This window comes from Streptomyces sp. 1222.5 (assembly GCF_900105245.1).
GTDB classification, from domain to species: Bacteria; Actinomycetota; Actinomycetes; order Streptomycetales; family Streptomycetaceae; genus Streptomyces; species Streptomyces albidocamelliae.
This window is the reverse complement of the sequence record NZ_FNSZ01000001.1, coordinates 5,605,109-5,624,478: the sequence shown is the minus strand read 5'-3', so window position 1 is coordinate 5,624,478 and position 19,370 is coordinate 5,605,109. Positions and strand designations below refer to the sequence as shown.

Sequence of the window (19,370 nt, the reverse complement as noted above, 5' to 3'; positions counted from 1 at the left end):
CGGACGGGCCGCCCAGACTGTGGGCACTTTTGCCCTCCTAGAGCACTGGACGAGCCGCGCCCATGCCCAGCAGTACGAAGACCGGGACGCCCCCGCAGCAGCGGGAGGGCGCCTCCCTCTCCCACGGCCTCAAGCAGCGCCATCTGTCGATGATCGCCCTCGGCGGGGTGATCGGCGCGGGCCTGTTCGTCGGATCCGGAGCGGGCATCGCCGCCGCCGGACCGTCCATCGTGATCGCCTACACGGTCTCCGGCCTCCTGGTGATGCTGGTGATGCGGATGCTCGGCGAGATGTCGGCCGCCTACCCGTCCTCCGGGTCCTTCTCGGCACACGCCGAGCGGGCGATCGGCCCCTGGGCCGGCTTCGCCGCCGGCTGGTCCTTCTGGATCCTGCTGTGCACGGCCGTCGGCCTGGAGGGCATCGGCGCCGCGCACATCGTCTCCGGCTGGCTGCCCGGCACCCCGGAGTGGCTGTGGGTCGCGCTGTTCATGGTGGTGTTCTGCGGGACGAACCTGGCCGCCGTGAAGAACTTCGGCGAGTTCGAGTTCTGGTTCGCCGCGCTGAAGGTCGGCGCGATCAGCCTCTTCCTGGTCCTCGGCGTGCTGGCCATCGCCGGTGTGCTGCCGGGCACGGACGCCCCGGGCGCCTCGAACCTGACGGACTTCCTCCCGCACGGCAGCAACGGCCTGATCATCGGCCTGCTCGCGTCGGTCTTCGCGTACGGCGGCCTGGAGACGGTCACCATCGCCGCGGCCGAGTCCGAGGACCCGGTCAAGGGCGTGGCGTCCGCCGTCCGTACGGCGATGTGGCGCATCGCGCTGTTCTACATCGGCTCCATGGCGGTCGTCGTGACCCTGGTCCCGTGGGACTCCGAGGAGGTCGTGGCGAAGGGCCCGTACGTCGCCGCCCTCGACCACCTGGGGATTCCCGGCGCCGGCCAGCTGATGAACGTGGTCGTGCTGGTGGCCCTGCTGTCCGCGATGAACGCCAACATCTACGGCTCCTCGCGCATCGCCTACTCCCTGGTGCAGCGCGGACAGGGTCCGCGGGCGCTGGGGAGGCTGTCCGGCGGGGTCCCGCGGATCGCGGTGCTCGTCTCCTGCGTGCTGGGCTTCGTCTGTGTGCTGCTCAGCTACTGGCGGCCGGACGACGTCTTCAAGTGGCTGCTGAACATGATCGGCGCGGTGATCCTGGTCGTCTGGATCTTCATCGCGGTCTCCCAGCTGCTGCTCCGCCGCCGGATCGAGCGGGAGGCGCCGGAGAGGCTGGTCGTGCGGATGTGGGCGTTCCCGTACCTCACCTGGGTGGCGCTCGCGGGCATGGTCGCGATCTTCGTCCTCATGGCCCGCCAGCCCGACACCCGGGTGCAGCTCTACTCCACGGGCGCCATGACCCTGGCGCTGGCGGCGGCCGGCTACGGCTGGCAGCGGGCCCGCGCCGTCCGCTGACCCCGCGTCCCGGCCACGCCGGCGAGGCCCCCACGTGCGACACGTGGGGGCCTTTCTGTTGCCCCAACGCAGTTGTTGCTAGCGTGTACCTGCAAGTTATTTGCAATAAGGTTCCCGAGGGGGTCCCCCATGCCCGTCTACACGCTGCCCGACCTGCCCTACGACTACGCGGCGCTCGCGCCCGTGATCAGCCCCGAGATCATCGAGCTGCACCACGACAAGCACCACGCGGCCTATGTGAAGGGCGCCAACGACACGCTGGAGCAGCTCGCCGAGGCGCGGGACAGGGAGACGTGGGGCTCGATCAACGGGCTGGAGAAGAACCTGGCCTTCCACCTCTCCGGGCACATCCTGCACAGCATCTACTGGCAGAACATGACCGGTCCCAAGGAGGGCGGCGGCGAGCCCCTCGCGGCCGACGGCGTGGGTGAGCTGGCCGAGGCGATCAGGGAGTCCTTCGGCTCGTTCGCCGCCTTCAAGGCACAGCTGTCCAAGGCCGCCGCCACCACCCAGGGTTCGGGGTGGGGGGTGCTCGCCCATGAACCGCTGAGCGGCCGGCTGATCGTGGAGCAGGTCTACGACCACCAGGGCAACGTCGGCCAGGGATCGGTCCCGATCCTCGTCTTCGACGCCTGGGAGCACGCCTTCTACCTGCAGTACCGCAACCAGAAGGTCGACTTCGTCGACGCCATGTGGGAGGTCGTGAACTGGCAGGACGTGGGCCGCCGGTACGAGGCCGCCAAGTCCCGCGCGGACGTCCTGCTGCTCGCGCCCTGAGCGCCCGGAGCGTCCCCGAACGTCCTGCCTCGTGATCGTCTTCTCACCCTTCACGCGGGCAGGCGGAGAAAAGAGGGCCCCCGCGAGGACATGACTCGCGGGGGCCCTCCGCCGTGCGGCCTCGGCGGCATCCGGCGGTACCCCGCCAGGGACATCCACAGCAGGGAGCGGAGCGCCAGGCGGAGCAGGGTGTCATGGGCGCCGACCAGGACCCGCTCGCCGGCGCGAGCATACGGCCCTCCACCACCCCGAAGTCGCCCTCCCGCAGGTCCGGTTCCCGTGCGGGGTGAGGCCGAGGGCCCGGCAGGCGGGCTCGGCGGTGGCGATCGCCCGGGCGGAAGGCGCGGCCGGAACGCCGGAACGGGCCCGGCGCCGGATGGCGCCGGACCCGCCCGCAGGGCTCAGAGGTTGCTGAAGTCCGGGCCCTTGGTGCGGGACCGCTTGATCTCGTAGAAGCCCGGGACGGAGGCCACGGCGAGGGTGCCGTCCCACAGGCGGGCCGCCTCCTCGCCCTTGGGGGCGGGGGTGACGACCGGGCCGAAGAAGGCGATCTGCTCGCCGTCCGGGCCCGGGACCGCGATGACCGGGGTGCCGACGTCCTGGCCGACCTTCTCGATGCCCTCCTTGTGGGAGGCGCGCAGCTCGGCGTCGAACTCGAAGTCCTCCTGCTCGGCATAGTCGATCAGCTCGGCCGGCAGGCCCGCGTCGGCGAGCGCGCCGGCGATGGCCTCCGGGGTCACGCCCTCGCCGTTGTTGTGGAAGCGCGTACCGAGCGCGGTGTAGAGCGGGCCGAGCACGTCGTCGCCGTGCTTCTGCCAGGCCGCCGTGACCACGCGCACCGCCTTCCACGCCTTGGTGGTGAGCATCTCCCGGTAGTCCTCGGGCAGCTCGTCCAGCCGGTTCTCGTTGAGCACGGCGAGGCTCATGATGTGCCAGCGGACCTCGATGTCGCGGACCTTCTCGACCTCCAGCACCCACCGGGAGGTCATCCAGGCCCAGGGGCACAGCGGGTCGAACCAGAAGTCGACGGGGGTCCTGCCGGTCGAGGTCGTGGTCTCGGGCATGGCTCTCCTCAGCACAGCGGTCTTTTGAAGCGTCAACGAGATCACTTCGGCCCGCATTCCCGGGTGCCTCCTGACAGGAGCACATGGCAGGATCGGTCCTGATCTACCGCCTATCACGCGACCACGAGGGAGTGCCGCCCGTGCCCGGTGAGAATCTGTCCCGCGACGAGGCCCGGGAGCGGGCCGCACTGCTGTCCGTCGACGGGTACGACGTGTCCCTGGACCTGAGGTCCGCCGTGGGCGACGGGGACGCCGAGCCGCGCACCTTCCGCTCGGTGACCACGATCCGGTTCCGCTGCAACGAGCCGGGCACGTCGAGCTTCGCCGACCTGATCGCGCCGAGCGTGACCGCCGTCTCGCTCAACGGCAAGGACCTGGACCCGAGCGAGGTCTTCGACGGCTCCCGGATCGCGCTGGAGGACCTGGCCGCCGACAACGAGCTGGTGGTGGACGCGCAGTGCGCCTACTCGCGCACCGGCGAGGGCATGCACCGGTTCGTCGATCCCGAGGACGGCGAGGTCTACCTCTACACGCAGTACGAGCCGGCCGACGCGCGCCGGGTCTTCGCGAACTTCGAGCAGCCCGACCTCAAGGCGCCCTACCGCTTCGAGGTGCGGGCGCCGGAGGGCTGGACGGCGTGGAGCAACGGCGCGGGCGAACTCGTGGACGGCGTCTGGCGGTTCACGGAGACCAAGCCGATCTCCACGTACATCACCTGTGTCGTCGCGGGCCCGTACCACTACGTGACGGACTCCTACTCCCGCACCTTCGAGGACGGGACGAAGCTGGAGATCCCGCTGGGCGCGATGTGCCGCAAGGGCCTCGCCCCGCACTTCGACGCCGACGACGTCTTCCTGGTCACCAAGCAGGGCCTGGACTTCTTCCACGACCACTTCGACTACCCGTACCCGTTCGGGAAGTACGACCAGGCGTTCGTACCCGAGTACAACCTGGGCGCGATGGAGAACCCGGGCCTGGTGACCTTCCGCGAGGAGTACATCTTCCGCGGGAAGGTGACGCAGGCGTCGTACGAGGCGCGGGCCAACGTCATCCTGCACGAGATGGCGCACATGTGGTTCGGCGACCTGGTCACCATGGAGTGGTGGGACGACCTGTGGCTGAAGGAGTCCTTCGCGGACTTCATGGGCACGTTCGCCAACGTCGGCGCGACCCGCTTCCGGGACGCCTGGATCACCTTCGCCAACCGCCGCAAGGCGTGGGCGTACCGCGCGGACCAGCTGCCGTCCACCCACCCGATCACGGCGGACATCCGTGACCTGGAGGACGCCAAGCTGAACTTCGACGGCATCACCTACGCCAAGGGCGCCTCGGTGCTCAAGCAGCTGGTGGCGTACGTCGGCCAGGACGCGTTCCTCGAGGGCGCCCGGCGCTACTTCAAGCGCAACGCGTACGGCAACACGCGCCTCGGCGACCTGCTGTCGGTGCTGGCGGAGACCAGCGGGCGGGACATGACCGCGTGGTCGGCCTCCTGGCTCCAGACGGCGGGGGTGAACTCGCTGACCCCGCAGGTGCTGCTGGACACCGAGGGCGGCCGGATCGCCGAGCTGGCCATTCTGCAGGAGGCCGCGGAGACGCACCCGGAGCTGCGCCCGCACCGGGTCGCGGTGGGCCTGTACCGCCGGACGCCCGAGGGCGCGCTGGAGCGGTACGCGCGCGTGGAGACGGACGTGGACGGCCCGCGCACGGTCGTGGCGGAGCTGGCGGGGTCCCAGGCGCCGGAGCTGGTGCTGGTCAACGACGACGACCTGACCTACTGCAAGATCCGTTTCGACGAGACCTCACTGGCCACGCTGCGCACGCACCTGGGCGCGCTGACCGACCCGCTGGCCCGTGCGCTGTGCTGGTCGGCGCTGTGGAACCTGACCCGGGACGCGCTGCTGCCGGCGCGGGACTTCGTCGATCTCGTCCTGCGGTTCGCGGGCCGCGAGTCGGACATCGGCGTGCTGCAGATGCTGCACGCCTGGGCCGACTCGGCGCTCGTGCACTACGCGGCGCCCGGGTGGCGGGAGGCCGGCGGCCGGCTGCTGGCCGAGGGGGCGCTGCGGGAGCTGCGGGCGGCCGGCGCGGGCAGTGAGCACCAGCTGGCCTGGGCCCGGTTCTTCGCGTCCGTCGCGTCCGCCGAGCCGGACCTCGCGCTGCTGAAGGACCTGCTGGACGGGACGACGGCGATCGAGGGCCTGGCCGTGGACCAGGAGCTGCGCTGGGCGTTCCTGGAGCCGCTGGCCGCGCACGGGGTGGCCGACGAGGGGGTCCTGGCGGCCGAACTGGCACGTGACGACACGGCCTCCGGCAAGCGGCACCAGGTGCGCTGCCTCGCGGCCCGCCCGTCGGCGGCGGTCAAGGCGCAGGCGTGGGCGCAGGTGGTGGAGTCCGACGCGCTGTCGAACGCGCTGGTGGAGGCGACGATCGCGGGCTTCGGCCGGCCCTCGCAGCGGGAGCTGACCGCGCCGTACACGCAGTTGTACTTCGCGGCGATCGAGCGGGTCTGGCGGGAGCGGTCGATCCAGATCGGCATGGACGTGGTCCGGGGTCTGTTCCCGTCCCACCAGGACCGTGCGGAGACGCTCGACGCGACGGACGTGTGGCTGGACGCGCACCGGGAGGCCGCGCCGGCGCTGCGGCGGCTGGTGCTGGAGGCGCGGGACGACCTGGCGCGGGCGCTGCGCGCACAGGAGTGCGACGCGACGGCCTGAACCCGGGGAGCCTTGGCCTGAGCTTGCCCGGTCGGTGACCGTTACGAAATTCAGGCAAGTAGAACCGTAACCCCTGGGCCGCACCCGAGTGGACCAGGGGTTTTCGGTTCCTACTCGGCACCCGAACACCTGGCCTTTAGTCCCGGCTTGTCCGCATTCCTCGACGGGCGTGTAACAGCGGTTACGAGCGGGACCAGGTGCGGGAAATTCGAGGCCATGACGCACAACACCCCGCTCTCCCCCCGCCCCCTCCGTCACCTCTCCGAGGTCCACCGCCGCGTCCTGACGGCGGCTCAGCTCCGCTCCCACGGCGTGACCGCGGCCGAACTGACCGAGCAGTGCCGCCCCACCGGCCCGTGGCGTCAACTGCTCCCGAACGTGGTCCTGCTGCACACCGGAGCGCCCACCGGCGAGGAGCGGCTGCACGGAGCCCTGCTGTACGCGGCCCGGGAGGCCGCGCCGGGCGTCCCGGCGCAGCCGACGGCCGAGGGACCGCACCGCCCGACGTACACGGAGGCGGTGATCACGGGGCTCGCGGCCCTCGCCCTGTACGGGTTCTCCGCCACCCCGTCGCTGCTCTCCCCGGACCGTGTCGACGTCCTGGTCCCGCGGCTGCGCCGGCTGCGCTCGACGGGGTACGTGCGCATCCTGCGCACCGCCGCCCTGCCGACGCCCCGCGTGGTGGCCGGCCTGCCGGTGGCACCGGTGCCGCGGGCACTGGCCGACGCGGTGGCGGAGCTGACGGACGCGGAGGCGGTGCGCCGGCTGCTGACGGAGGCGGTGCGCGCCGGCCACTGCGAACCGGCCGCGGTGGTGCGCGAGCTGACGGCGGCGAAGCTGCTGAACCGGCCGCACGTGGTGGACGCGGTGGACTCGCTGCTGGCGGAGGGCCGTTCGATCGCCGAGGACCGCCTCTACCGCATGGTGCGGGAGCACGGACTGCCCGACCCGGTGTGGAACGTGGACCTGCGGCTGCCCGGCGGCCCGCACCTCGGCGGTCTGGACGCGTACTGGCCCGAGCAGGCGGTCGCGGTCGAACTCGACACCCGTGCCCCGCGCCAGGACGAGGACGCGCTGTGGTCGGAGTACGCCCGCAAGCGCGAGCACCTGGAGCGCCTCGGGATCACGGTCGTGTACATCACGCCGAGGAAGCTCAGGGACGCGAGGGAGCAGCAGGCGGCGGTGGTGCGGACGGCGCTGATGGCGTCCGGCGACCGCGACCCGGCCGCCTATGTCGTGGTGCTGCCCCGGTAGTGACGGACCGGGGGAGCGTCAGGAGGGGAGCGGAGGGGCCACCGGACCGGTTCCGGTGGCCCCTCCTCGTGCGCCTACGCGCCGGTGGTCCCGTCCAGCAGCTCCCGTACGACGTCGAGGTGCCCGTTGTGCCGGGAGGTCTCCTCGATCAGGTGCAGCAGCACCCAGCGCAGGTCGGGGTGGCGGCCGTCGCGCATCGACCGCTTCGCCTCCGCGTCCAGGTCGGTGGCGGCGACCAGTTCCCGGTACCGGGCGCTCTGCTCCTCGTACTCGGTGAGCAGCTGCGCCAGCGGGATGTCGACGGCGATCCGCATCTCGCGGTCGGGGTCCTCGTCGGTCCACGGGCCCTCGTCCTCCTCGCCGAGGAAGACCACCTGGAACCAGTAGTACTCCACCCAGCGCACGTGGTTGATCAGACCGCACAGCGTCATGAGCGGGGAGCCCGGCAGTGGTGCCCGGCGGGCGTCCTCCGGCGAGGCACCCTCGCACTTGGCGCGGGCGGTGGCCCGCGCGTAGTCGAGGAAGGTGGTCAGCTGGGTGCGCTCGTCCCAGGAGGGAGGCGTATCGGTTCGTGTCATCGACGGGCACCCTCCCCTATTGCATGCACACCGTCAACCGAATTGATCACAGGGCGGTCGGCGGGCCGTACGCCCCGGCGCGCGCGGAGCGAGAGGTGTGCACGCCGTCCAGCAGGGCCGCGTACGCGGCGATCATCCGGGTGCGGCTGAACCGCTCGCGGCTGCGCTCCAGGGCGGGCGTCAGCTCCGCGCGGCCCGCGGCCGCAGCCGTCCAGGCCAGGGCGATCGCGCCGGGGTCCGGCGGGGTGACGAACCCGTGTCCGGCGACGATCGACGCGCTGTCGCCGATGTCGGTGGCGACCGGGACGGCGCCGCACATCATGCCCTCGATCAGGCACAGGGGGGCCGCCTCGCCGGAGACGGAGGTGAGGGCGACGACGTCGGCGGCGGCGTACACGGCCTCCATGTCGTGCCGGACGCCGAGCAGGTGCACCCGGTCGGCGAGTTCCCGCTCCCCGGCGAAGGCGCCCACCAGGTCCGCCCGGAGCCCCGGGTTGTCCCCGGCCATCCCGGCCCCGCACATCACCACGTGCCCGGCGCCCTCGCGGCCCAGCCAGGCACGGGCCGCCCGCAGGAAGAGGGGGACGTTCTTCATCGGGGCGTAGCGGGCCGCGAGAACGACCACGGGGGCGCCGGCGGGGATGCCCCGCGCGGTGCGGAAGGCGAGCCTGGCCGCCGGGTCCGGCCGGAACCGGAGCAGGTCCACCCCGTTGGGGATCACGTGCAGCAGTTCGCGCGGGACGCCCGCGGCCCGGTACGCGGCCCGGGTGGACTCGGCGCAGCACACGCACGCCACCACCGTGCCGTCGGCGATGGCGGCCTTCAGCTCGTCCAGGGCCGGGCCCTGGTTCTCGGGGTCGGAGCGGTGCAGGCAGACCACGACCGGGCGGCGGGGCAGCCCGCGCTGGTTCAGCAGCGCCAGCGGCTGCTCCTTGAGGGCGAGGACGACGTCCGCCGCCGCCGTCACCCGAGCGGTTTCGGCCAGCTCCGGGCCGCTGAAAACGTTCGCCGCGAGGGCGCCGTCGACCAGCCCGGCGGTGCGGCCGAGCGAGGTGACACCCACCCCGGCGGCCGTCAGCGCCCGGTAGCAGTGGTCGTCCTCCATGCGCTGCCGGGTGGCCTCGCGGTGGACCTCGTCATGGATGCTGAGTACCTGGTGGGACTGGCCGCCCTCGGCCAGTCCCCGTATGACGTCGCTGTGGACGATCCGGGCCCCTCCGGAGAAGAAACCCTCGTAGACCGACAGCACACGCAGTCCGTGCTCTGCGCGCACACGACCACCCGCCTTGTACAGATCGAGCCGAACCCGTGAACAGCGGGTTAGCCGATATGAGGCGGTACGGACATTGCGTCCCGGTTAACGCGCAATGACACGAATGGAACGTCGGCTAACAGAATTCCTTTTCGATCACCGCTTCCATGCCGCCCGTCCAGTCCCCGTTGAAATTCAGCGCGAGGGAATGCCGGCCGTCGGCCGTCGTCACCGCCGAGGAGGCGGAGCCGTGGATGCCGCCGTCATGGCCCCACACGTGAACGCCGCAGGTCAGCGTGCGGTCCATGAGCCCGAGACCGTACCCCGCGTTCGGCACTCCCTCGAACTTCACCGTGGTCTTCATTTCCTTCAGCTGCCGGGGCGGGAGCAGTTTTCCGCGGAGCAGCGCGGAGTAGAAGCGGTCGAGATCCGCGGAATTCGAGATCATCTCGCCCGCCGAGGAGGCGAGGGAGGGGTTGAGGGTCGTGACGTCGTACGTCGGGCCCGTCGCCGTCTCGGCCAGCTTGGAGTAGGCCCGGCTGCTGGGCCGCGGGACGGTGACCCTCGTACCGGGCAAGGAGGTGGCCCGCAGGTGCAGCGGGTCGAGGACGCGGCGCCGGATCTCGGTGGCGTACGGCCGGCCCGTCACCTCCTCGATCACCATGCCGGCCACGACGTAGTTGGTGTTGGAGTAGTTCCACGAGGCGCCCGGCGCGAAGTCCGGTGCGTGCTTCATGGCGATCGCCACCAGCTCGCGCGGGGTGAGGGTGTCGTAGCGGTGCCGGAAGAAGCCGTCCTTGAGGAAGTACCTGCGGCCGAAGTCCTCGTCGGAGGTGTAGCTGTAGACGCCGCTGGTGTGGTTGAGGAGCTGCCGGACGGTGATGCGGCGCCCGTCGTGGCCGTGGCCGCGCACCAGCCCGGGCAGCCAGGTGGCGACCTTGTCGTCCAGGGAGAGCCGGCCCTCCGCCTCCAGCTGGAGCAGGACCGTCGCGACGAAGGTCTTGGTGATGCTGCCGACGCGGTAGCGGTCGGCCGTGGAGCGGGGCGCGCCCGTGCGGAGGTCGCCGGCGCCCGCCGTGGTGGACCAGGTGCCGTGGCCGTCCACGGCGGTGGCGGTCACGCCGGGCACGCCCGCCTCGACCGCCGCCCGGACGGCCTCGCGGGTGCCGGTGTGGCCGTGTCCGCCGGCGGCGGGCCCGGCCGCCGCGACGGCGGGGGCCGCCAGGGCGGCCGTGGCGAGCAGGGCGGTGGCGCCCACCAGAGTCGTGCGTACGCGCATGTCTTCCCCCAACCTGAGGTGTGCGGTGCGGTCGGGGGAAGGGACCCGGGGGTGTTGCGCGAAGGTTGCCGCGTTGTGGACCGGTTGAGTGACTTTCAGCCCTTTTTCAGCACGAGCTCGGTGTTCCGGTCGGCCGCGCTGCCCGCGAGGGTCTTCTTGGCGCCGGGGGCGTTGTAGGACAGCTCGCGGTAGAGGGCGGCGAGGCCGGTCTGGGAGAGGTCGGCGTAGTCGGTGCGGTGCGGGGCGGCGGACTCGATCAGGGTGGTGAACAGGGAGACCGTGCCGTCCTTGTTGTCGACCAGCTCGATGACCCGGGCGAGCTGGGGGTAGTCGACGTGGGAGGCGGTGGAGATCTCCCAGAAGGAGCGGCCGCCGGAGGCCTTGTGCGGGGTGATGACGTTCTTGTGGATGTGCCCGTTCACCCAGGCGAGCACGTTCGTGTGGGCCGTCAGGACCGCGAGCACGTCGGCCCCCTCGTGCCGCTTCTCCCCCGGGCGGGCCGGGTCGGGGCGGGTGTTGGTCATCGTCTTGCTGGTGTGGTGGCTGAAGACGACGGCGTAGGAGTCCTTGTTGTCCTTGAGCGTCCGCTCCAGCCACTTCAGCTGGGCGGTGCCGATGGAGCCCTCGTAGTGACCGCCGGCGTCGGTGGTGTCGAGGCTGATGCCGATGACGTCGTCGGAGATGCGGAAGGCGTAGTACTGGGTGCCCGCGTCCAGGTTCGCCGAGGAGTAGCCGTGCCCGACGGGGCCGACGCCCTGGTGGGCCGGATCCAGGTGGGCCTTGAGGTAGTCGGCCTGGGTGTACGGGGCCCGCTTCTCGTCCGGGGTGACCGAGCGCATGGAGCGGGTGTGGGCCTTGAGGAAGTCCCGGTAGCCGCTGCCCTTGGGGTCCGTGGCCTGCTTGACGGCGTCCTGGAGCTTCTTGGCCTCGGCGGGGGTGGCGGTCATCAGCTTCTTGCCGCCGATGGCCGCCTCGGCGAGGTAGCCGTCGCCGTGGGAGCCGTAGCAGCCGAGCGGGAGCATGTCGTGGTTGCCGACGGTGGAGTACCACGGCAGCTTGAGGCCGGGGCTCTTCACCTCGCGGATCGCCGCGGCCAGGAAGCCCTTGAGGTGAGGGAAGCCGACCGCCTTGTCGTTGTCGCGGGTGGTGGAGTCCGGCTGCCAGTACAGCTTCAGGCCGCTGTTGTGCACACCCTCGTAGTGCTTGGGATCACCGGAGTTGGGGGTGATGCGGCCACCGCTCATCACCTTCATGAACCACTCCAGTTCGGAGTGGGCGTTGTTGTCGGTGTTGTCGCCGGTGGTCATGACGAAGTGGAGCGGGGCGCCGGTCACGGGGGCGCCGCGCAGCGCGTTGACCCGCTCGACCAGCGAGATCGCTCCGGGCACGGTGAGCGCCTCGTGCGGGCGCCAGGCGTGCGGGTCGTAGGCGCGCAGGTACTCCAGCCGCAGCGGGTGCTGGACGTCCATCAGGTGCAGGTCGGTGAACTGCACGAAGGCGGCGAGGGCCTTGCGGCGGCCGGCGCGGCCGGACTTGGGCGTGGCCAGCTCGCTGCGCACGACCCGCTTCCAGCCGGGCCCGTCGCCGAGACGGCGGTAGCCGGAACTGTTCCGCGGGGCGGCGACGGAGGCGACGGTGGTGCCCTTGGTGTAGGGGGCGAGCGAAGCCGCGGCGGCGGCCTGCCGGGAGTGCGCGACGGGCGCCTCCGCCGCGGAGGCCGCGGTGGCGGCCTCGCTGTCGGTGGGGCGCAGGGCGTAGCCGACGCCCGCGGAGAGCGAGACCGCTCCGGCGGCGGCAAGGACGGTACGGCGGTTGACCCCCGAAGCGGAGGTGGCGACAGAGCGTATGCGCGACATGGCGCGATCTCCCCGAGTGCGAACGCGTCGGCAGTGGTCGCGGGCCGTCGCAGGCGCGAACGCCCCGCTCGCTCTGGATGGTTGGCAGCGGGGATGACCTGCGCGTGAACGCGGCGGCAACGCGCAGCGCCGATCACCGTACGTGGATCTCGGGCGGGGAGTGCGGTCACGGACTGGATCGCGGGCGGCCGGGGACCGGTCACGCCCCGTTCATCTATCGGGGTAGGGGACGGTCCCCGGGCGGCAGATGGCCGGGGGCGGGACGTTCGCGCCAGAGCCGCAGCGCCACGTCGACCAGACGGATCCGGGTGAGACCGGGTACCGCGTCCAGGTCCTGCCAGGCGGCGAAGTCGGTCGATCCGCCGATCTCGTGCCGGAGTTCACCGCCGGTGACCCTTCCCTCGTAGAGGACGCGCACGCCCTGGTGATCGGTGCGGCGGCGCAGGCGGCCGCCGCGGAAGACGTGGCGGGAGGAGTCGATGCCGAGGAGACCGGTCACTTCGATGCGGTAGCCGGTCTCCTCGGCGACCTCGCGGCGGACGGTGTCGTACGGATCCTCGCCGTGCTCCGTGCCGCCGCCGGGCAGCACCCATTCGGGCGTGCCGTCGGGTCCCGGTGAGCGGGCGAGCAGGATCTGTCCGTCGCGGACGCACACGGCGTAGGCCGCCACCCTCAACTTCCGTCTCATTCCCCGACGTTAGCGGTCGGGGTTGGCCGGTGAGTACTCCGGTGCGGACCAGCGCAGGGGCACGGCGGCGGGGGTGCGCACGACTTCGGTCACGGCGAAGCGGACCGTCCGTCCGCCCGCGTCGGAGAACTCGGTGCGGGCCTCGCCGGTGAGCTGGAGGGTGGTGCCTGTCTCCCAGTCGAGGAAGAGCAGCCCCGCGCGCGGGTCGGCGCGCAGGTTCCCGAGGGTGAGGAACATGGCGTTGCCCGGGTAGTCCGGCCAGCTCAGCTCGTCCGGCGAGTCCACCCGGACGAAGCCGGGATCGCCGCCGCGATGGCTGGCGTCGGCGCCGGCCGGGTGCACGGTGGCCACGAAGAAGGTGTCGGCGCCCCGGACGCACTCCATGCCGGCCCGGTCCAGCCGCCCGCTCCGCCGGGCGGGACCCGGCGCGCGTGCGCCGGTCACTTCGTACGACTCCCTGCGCTGGATGTACTTCGGGCAGTTCGCGAACACCTGGTCGGCCTCGACGGCGAAGCCGCGGGCGGTGGGCCGCAGCCTGCCGTTCAGACGCATGCGGCGGCGGGTTCGCGGATCGAGGGCGATGGTGCCGACGGGCGCGCCCGGGGTGGTGAGGGCCGTCGCGAGAGGGTCGGTCGGGGGTGGCCCTCCCGCGACGGACATCTGCCGGGGCCCGGTGGCCCGGACGAACCCCGGAGTGCCCACGACCGGGGAAGCCCACACCCGGCCGGTCGCGGGATCCGCGGCGCCGACGACCAGCAGGGGCTGGAGTTCCAGGAAGGCCGCGGCGACGGGCTTGATGCCCTGGCCCAGGGAGCGGCCCACGTGCTCGGCGCGCTCCCGCACGCCCAGCTGCTGCTGCACGGCGAGCGAGCCCGCGCGGTAGCCACCCATGACTAGAAGAAACCGCAGGTCGGAGCGGATCCGTGGGGGGCGGGGGCGCCCTCGGCGCCGTGCGGTACGGAGATCTCCAGGCGGGTGCCGTCCGGGTCGTGGAAGAAGAGCCCGCCCGAGGCCGAGCCCTCCCGGTGGGCGACCACGCCCTCGTGGGCGAAGTCCACGCCGGCGGCCCTGAGGGCCGTCTCGTACTCCCGGACCCGGTCGACCGAGTCCGCGGCGAGGGCGAGGTGGTGCAGCCCGGCCCGGCCGCCCTCGTACGGCGCCCGCGCCTGCTGCCAGAGGGTGAGGACGGGCTGGTCGCCGCCGTCGCCCAGGAAGGCGTACCGCCGGTCGTCCTCCTTGCCCTCGGCGAGCAGGGCGAAGCCGAGGACGTCCCGGTAGAAGGCGAGCGAGCGGTCGAGGTCGGTGACGTTCAGGCCGATGTGCGCGGTGCGCAGGGTCATGACTCTCCCCTTCGAGGTTTCTAACCGTCGTAAGCAACAATAGACAGTTATGCTCGTCCGGGTCAACCGGTCACGTACGCTTGACCGGTTAGCAGAGAAGGAGAGGCCCATGCCCACCGCCCGCGACCCCCGCCCGCTCACCGGCGAGCCCCTCGCGCTCGACCTGCTCAACACCCGGTGGAACAAGGAGGGCGCCACCCAGGACCTGCTCGCCGATCCCGACGGTCTCGCGGTGTGGCTCGCGAGCAATGGGCTGGCCGGAAACCACCCTGCCGACACCGCCGTACTGGACCACCTCCGCGAGGCCCGGGAGGCACTGCGGGCCGCGGTGGACGGCCCTGCGGAACAGGCGGCTCCGCTCGTGGACGCCGTGCTGGGACACGGGCGCATCCGTGCCCGGCTGACCGCTGGCGGCCCGGCCGAGGAGCCCGAGTTCGCCGACCCGTCGTGGGGGCCGGCCTGGCTCGCCGCCCGGAACTACCTGGACCTGCTGAGCCGCGCCCCCGAGCGGATCCGCGCCTGCGCCGGCGGCGGCTGCGTCCTGCACTTCTTCGACACATCCCGGAACGGCACCCGCCGCTGGTGCTCGATGGCGGCGTGCGGCAACCGGGCGAAGGCCTCCCGGCATTACGCGCGTTCGAAGGAGAACTGAGCAAATACCGGACCATCAGGGCCGGATACGCTCAAATCTCATCGGGGGTTTTCCCCATACATGCATATCGATTCGGTCAACGGGTCCCCAAATGCGTGCCCTTCGGTAAAGCTGAGCGCTCTCGTCCGCTCGTTCCTTTACCTGAGGGATGCCGATGACCCACACGCCCGAGCGTGATCCCATATCCGGTCCCAGACGCCTGGCCCGCATAGCCGTGGCCGTGGGTGTGGTGGCCGCTCTCTCCGCGGCCGGGCCGGTCCCCCTGGCCCTCGCCGCGGACACTCCGCCCGCCCCGGCCGCGGACCCGGTCAAGTCCGGGCACGACAAGCTCGGTTCGGACGACGCCGACGTACTCGCGGAGGCCAAGGCCGCCGGCGACAAGAACGTCACGATGATGATCGCGACGGCCCCGGGACGGACCGAGCAGGTCGCCGAGAAGCTCGACGCGGTCAAGGGCGGCTCGGTGGGCCGCAGCTACGACAAGGTCGGCTACGTCCGCGCGACCGTCCCCACCGCCAGGGCCGACGCGGCCATCAAGGCCGCGGCGGGGCTCTCCTCGGTGCACGCCATCGACCTCAAGCAGGAGATCCCGCTCGACGACCCCGCGCCGAGCGGGGACACCGCCGGCAAGTCCGGCGCCGCCAAGGGCACCTACTCCGGACCGGGCAGGAACACCCCGGCGGAGAACCCGTACAACCCGTCCTTCGAGACCGGTGCCGTCGATTTCGTCGACGAGCACCCGAAGGCGGACGGCCGCGGAGTCACCATCGGCATCCTCGACTCCGGTGTCGACCTCGGCCACCCGGCGCTGCAGAAGACCACCACCGGCGAGCGCAAGATCGTCGACTGGGTCACCGCGACCGACCCGATCCTGGACGGCGACGGCACCTGGCGCCGGATGACCAACCCGGTCAGCGGCCCGGCGTTCTCGTACGGCGGCGCCAACTGGAAGGCGCCCGCGGGCGACTACCAGGTCAACCTGTTCCGTGAGTCCGCGACGGCCGGAGGGGACGCCGCGGGCGACGCGAACCGGGACGGCGACACCACCGACGTCTGGGGCATCCTCTACGACCCGGCCGCCGGCACCGTCCGCGTCGACCTGAACAACAACTTCGACTTCACCGACGACACGCCGATGAAGCCGTACAAGGACGGCTACCAGATCGGTTACTTCGGCACCGACGACCCGAAGACCGACGTCGTCGAGCGGCAGCCGTTCGTCGTGCAGATCCGCAAGGACGTGCCCACCGACCCGTACGGCGGCGACTGGGTCGGCAAGAAGGCCGACTTCGTCAACATCGGCGTCATCGAGTCCGAGCACGGCACCCACGTCGCCGGCATCACCTCCGCCAACGGCCTGTTCGGCGGCAGGATGAACGGCGCGGCGCCCGGCGCGAAGATCGTCTCCTCGCGTGCCTGCACCTGGAGCGGCGGCTGCACCAACGTCGCCCTCACCGAGGGCATGATCGACCTCGTCACCAACCGCGGCGTCGACATCGTCAACATGTCGATCGGCGGCCTGCCGGCGCTCAACGACGGCAACAACGCGCGCGCCGAGCTGTACACCCGGCTCATCGACACCTACGGCGTCCAGCTGGTGATCTCCGCGGGCAACTCCGGGCCCGGCGCGAACACCATCGGGGACCCCGGCCTCGCGGACAAGGTGATCTCCGTCGGCGCCACCATCTCCAAGGAGACCTGGGCCGCCAACTACGGCTCGGCCGTGGAGACCCGGTACGCGATGATGCCGTTCTCCTCGCGCGGCCCGCGTGAGGACGGCGGCTTCACCCCGACCCTGAGCGCGCCCGGCGCCGCCATCAACACCACCCAGACCTGGCTGCCGGGCTCCCCGGTCGCCGAGGCGGGCTACTCGCTGCCGGCCGGCTACTCGATGCTCCAGGGCACCTCGATGGCCTCCCCGCAGGCCGCCGGCGCCTCCGCGCTGCTGCTGAGCGCCGCGAAGCAGAAGCACATCGACCTCACCCCGGCCGTCCTGCGCACGGCCCTCACCTCGACCGCCGACCACATCAAGGGTGTGCAGGCGTACGAGGAGGGCGCCGGCCTGATCAACATCGTGGACGCGTGGGACGCCATCCGTGACGACGCCACCGCCCACGACTACACGGTCAAGGCCCCGGTCGACACGGCGATCGACTACGCCCTGAAGACCCCGGGCTTCGGCACCGGCCTCTACGACCGCGAGGGCGGCCTGAAGGCGGGCCAGAAGAAGACGTACGACGTCACCATCACCCGCACCTCCGGCCCGGACAAGGCCGTCCGGCACGAGCTGCACTTCGAGAACAACGCCGGGCACACCTTCCGGATCCTCGGCGACGACGTCGTGAAGCTGCCGCTGAACCAGCCGGTGACCGTCAAGGTCCAGGCCGCCCCGGGCTCCGCGGGCATCAAGAGCGCGATCCTGGAGGTCGACGACCCGCGCACGGAGGGCGTCGACAAGCAGATCCTCACCACCGTCGTGGTCGCCTCCCCGGTGGACTTCACCTGGTCGGCGTCGGGTTCGGTGCAGCGCAACGCCACCCGGTCGTACTTCGTGAACGTGCCCGAGGGCGCCAAGTCGCTGGAGGTCGCGATCGGCGGGCTCGAGGACAAGAGCCAGACCCGGTTCATCGCCATCCACCCGTACGGCGTCCCGTCCGACAACACCTCGACGCCCTACTGCTACAACAACTACCTGGACGGCAACGGCTGCAAGCCCGACGTGCGCGCGTACGCCGACCCGCAGCCCGGCGTCTGGGAGGTCGAGGTCGAGGCCCGGCGCACGTCCCCGCTGCTCGACAACCCCTTCCGGCTGGACGTCTCCGTCCTCGGCGCGGCCTTCGACCCGGAGACCGTGACCGTCCCCGAGGCCAAGGTCGGCACCCCGACCGCCGCGTCCTGGAAGGTGACCAACAAGTACGCCGCGCTCGACGGCAAGCTGGTCGGCGGCCCGCTCGGCTCCGCCAAGTCGGCCCGTCCGGCCATCAAGCAGGGCGAGACGCAGACCACCAAGGTCGAGGTCCCGGCCGGCGCCAAGTCCCTGGACGTGGCGATCGGCGGCGTCTCCGACACCGCCGCCGACCTGGACCTGACGGTCTACGACGCGAGCGGCAAGCAGGTCGCGCAGTCCGCGGACGGCGACTCGGAGGAGGCGGTCTCCGTACCGTCCCCGGCCGCCGGCACCTACACCATCCAGGTCGTGGGCTACTCGGTCCCGTCCGGCTCCACGGACTACGACTACCGGGACGTGTTCTTCTCCCCCTCGCTCGGTTCCGTCACGGTCGACGGTTCGGCCCCGGTCGAGCTCGGCACCGGTGACTCGGCGACGGTGACCGGCCAGGTCACGGCCGCCGCCGAGGCCCCGGCCGGCCGCGAGTTCTTCGGCCGGGTCCAGCTGGTGAACGCCCGCGGCACGGTCGCGGGCAGCGGCAGCGTGAAGATCGAGAAGGTCACGCCGTAACGGAGTGACGCGCACGGCGGGGGCGGGTGTCCGACCGGACACCCGCCCCTTCCTCATGTGCCGCACCGGCCGCACCGGGGCCGGATGTCCGGCCGACCGCCACGCTTGAGCTCACGACCCGCCTTCCGGGGTGCAGGCCGTGTGCCGGGAGCCGGGCAGGGCCCGGACGATCCAGGCGCGGTCGGCGGCCACCCGGGTGTCGCCCACCGACCACAGACTCGCGCGCTCCTCGCCGCGGGCGACCCGCACGAGCACGTGCTGTCCGGTGCGGGGCGCCGGTTCCGCGGTGCCGTCGAGCAGGAAACCGACCTCGGCCGGGCCGTGCGCGGGCCGGTAGGAGCGGGTCACGGTCAGCGTGACCCGGCTCCACGAGGAGCCCTGCCGCCGCTGCACCTTCACCACCGTGCCCTCGACCACCAGCCGGGAGCAGGCCAGCTCGCGCTCCGGATCCGCCGGGCGCCCGGCGGCCTCCGGAGTCACCGACTTCCCCCCGGCGTCGGCGGCGCTCTTCGCGTCCCCGGCGCTGTCGTCCGCGCCGAGGCCCGCCTGCGTGACCAGCCAGCCGAAGCCGACGACCAGCGAGCAGGCCGCGGCACCGGCGAGCGTGCCGAGCGCGATGCGCAGCGCACGGCGCGGGCCGGACGGACGGCCCGGACGCGGGGGCCGGGACGGCCCGGCGGGACGCGTGACGCTCCGCGGCCGTCCACCCGCCGGGCGTCCGGCCGGGGCCGGCGAGGGCGCCGGGCCCTCCGACGGCGCCGGCGACTCCGGGGACCGGTCCTCGCGCCCTTCGGCCAGGGGTTCCTCGGTCAGCGCCCGGGCCAGCCGGTCCAGGTGCTCCCTCAGCAGCGCCAGGTCGGCCTCGGCCGCCCGGTGCTCGGCCAGGAAGGCGGGGTCCCGTCGGGCGTCCGCCGGCAGGGGGTCGCCGGTGATCGCCGCCATCAGGGCGTCCATGCCGCCGTACTCCCCGGCGTCCTCCGCGCCCCGCGCACTGTCGTGTCCGGCGGTCAC

The 19,370-nt window shown here is 72.1% G+C and carries 15 protein-coding genes; 6 read left to right on the top strand and 9 right to left on the bottom strand.

The genetic code is table 11. From position 1 onward, the window contains the following. Positions 1-62: 62 nt before the first annotated feature. Positions 63-1,448 (top strand): amino acid permease, encoded by a 1,386-nt coding sequence (locus tag BLW57_RS25355; protein ID WP_093477639.1) that lies wholly within the window; start codon positions 63-65, stop codon positions 1,446-1,448. Positions 1,449-1,577: 129 nt separating this feature from the next. After that, on the top strand, positions 1,578-2,225 hold the full coding sequence (locus tag BLW57_RS25350) for a superoxide dismutase (protein ID WP_093477638.1): 648 nt from the start codon (positions 1,578-1,580) through the stop codon (positions 2,223-2,225). Positions 2,226-2,626: 401 nt separating this feature from the next. On the opposite strand, the gene BLW57_RS25345 is transcribed toward BLW57_RS25350, so the two are convergent. Continuing rightward, positions 2,627-3,289: a mycothiol-dependent nitroreductase Rv2466c family protein gene (locus tag BLW57_RS25345; protein ID WP_093477637.1), complete on the bottom strand. Its 663-nt coding sequence runs from the start codon at positions 3,287-3,289 to the stop codon at positions 2,627-2,629. Positions 3,290-3,429: 140 nt separating this feature from the next. Between BLW57_RS25345 and pepN the strand changes: the two genes are divergently transcribed. Then, the gene (gene pepN, locus BLW57_RS25340; protein ID WP_093477636.1) at positions 3,430-6,003 is read left to right on the top strand and encodes an aminopeptidase N; all 2,574 of its coding nucleotides are present in this window, start codon (positions 3,430-3,432) and stop codon (positions 6,001-6,003) included. Positions 6,004-6,219: 216 nt separating this feature from the next. Next, positions 6,220-7,257: a hypothetical protein gene (locus BLW57_RS25335; RefSeq protein ID WP_093477635.1), complete on the top strand. Its 1,038-nt coding sequence runs from the start codon at positions 6,220-6,222 to the stop codon at positions 7,255-7,257. 74 nt (positions 7,258-7,331) lie between these two features. Here the strand turns inward: BLW57_RS25335 and BLW57_RS25330 are convergent, their stop codons facing one another. The 7 genes from BLW57_RS25330 to BLW57_RS25300 all read right to left on the bottom strand — a co-directional run bounded on the left by BLW57_RS25330 (position 7,332) and on the right by BLW57_RS25300 (position 14,250). Then, positions 7,332-7,835: a DinB family protein gene (locus tag BLW57_RS25330; protein WP_093477634.1), complete on the bottom strand. Its 504-nt coding sequence runs from the start codon at positions 7,833-7,835 to the stop codon at positions 7,332-7,334. Positions 7,836-7,881: 46 nt separating this feature from the next. Next, positions 7,882-9,084 (bottom strand): glycosyltransferase, encoded by a 1,203-nt coding sequence (locus BLW57_RS25325; RefSeq protein ID WP_093477633.1) that lies wholly within the window; start codon positions 9,082-9,084, stop codon positions 7,882-7,884. Between the two features lie 139 nt (positions 9,085-9,223). After that, a complete protein-coding gene (locus BLW57_RS25320; RefSeq protein ID WP_176985711.1) occupies positions 9,224-10,366 on the bottom strand; it encodes a serine hydrolase domain-containing protein in 1,143 nt (380 codons plus the stop codon). A 95-nt stretch (positions 10,367-10,461) separates the two neighbouring features. Then, positions 10,462-12,222 (bottom strand): TIGR03767 family metallophosphoesterase, encoded by a 1,761-nt coding sequence (locus BLW57_RS25315; RefSeq protein ID WP_093477631.1) that lies wholly within the window; start codon positions 12,220-12,222, stop codon positions 10,462-10,464. 214 nt (positions 12,223-12,436) lie between these two features. Continuing rightward, positions 12,437-12,910 carry an NUDIX hydrolase gene (locus tag BLW57_RS25310; RefSeq protein WP_256339584.1) on the bottom strand — a complete coding sequence of 158 codons (474 nt, stop codon included), beginning with the start codon at positions 12,908-12,910 and terminating at the stop codon, positions 12,437-12,439. A 9-nt stretch (positions 12,911-12,919) separates the two neighbouring features. Further along, positions 12,920-13,801 (bottom strand): pyridoxamine 5'-phosphate oxidase family protein, encoded by an 882-nt coding sequence (locus BLW57_RS25305; protein WP_093477628.1) that lies wholly within the window; start codon positions 13,799-13,801, stop codon positions 12,920-12,922. Positions 13,802-13,803: 2 nt separating this feature from the next. Then, complete coding sequence (locus BLW57_RS25300; RefSeq protein WP_093477627.1) at positions 13,804-14,250, bottom strand: VOC family protein; 447 nt, start codon at positions 14,248-14,250, stop codon at positions 13,804-13,806. 109 nt (positions 14,251-14,359) lie between these two features. Here BLW57_RS25300 and BLW57_RS25295 point away from each other — a divergent pair, with 109 nt between their 5' ends. Beyond that, the gene (locus BLW57_RS25295; RefSeq protein WP_093477625.1) at positions 14,360-14,902 is read left to right on the top strand and encodes a CGNR zinc finger domain-containing protein; all 543 of its coding nucleotides are present in this window, start codon (positions 14,360-14,362) and stop codon (positions 14,900-14,902) included. Between the two features lie 154 nt (positions 14,903-15,056). Then, positions 15,057-18,359, top strand: coding sequence for a S8 family serine peptidase (locus BLW57_RS25290; RefSeq protein WP_093477624.1), 3,303 nt, complete (start codon positions 15,057-15,059; stop codon positions 18,357-18,359). Positions 18,360-18,470: 111 nt separating this feature from the next. On the opposite strand, the gene BLW57_RS25285 is transcribed toward BLW57_RS25290, so the two are convergent. Further along, on the bottom strand, positions 18,471-19,370 hold the full coding sequence (locus tag BLW57_RS25285) for a hypothetical protein (protein ID WP_256339583.1): 900 nt from the start codon (positions 19,368-19,370) through the stop codon (positions 18,471-18,473).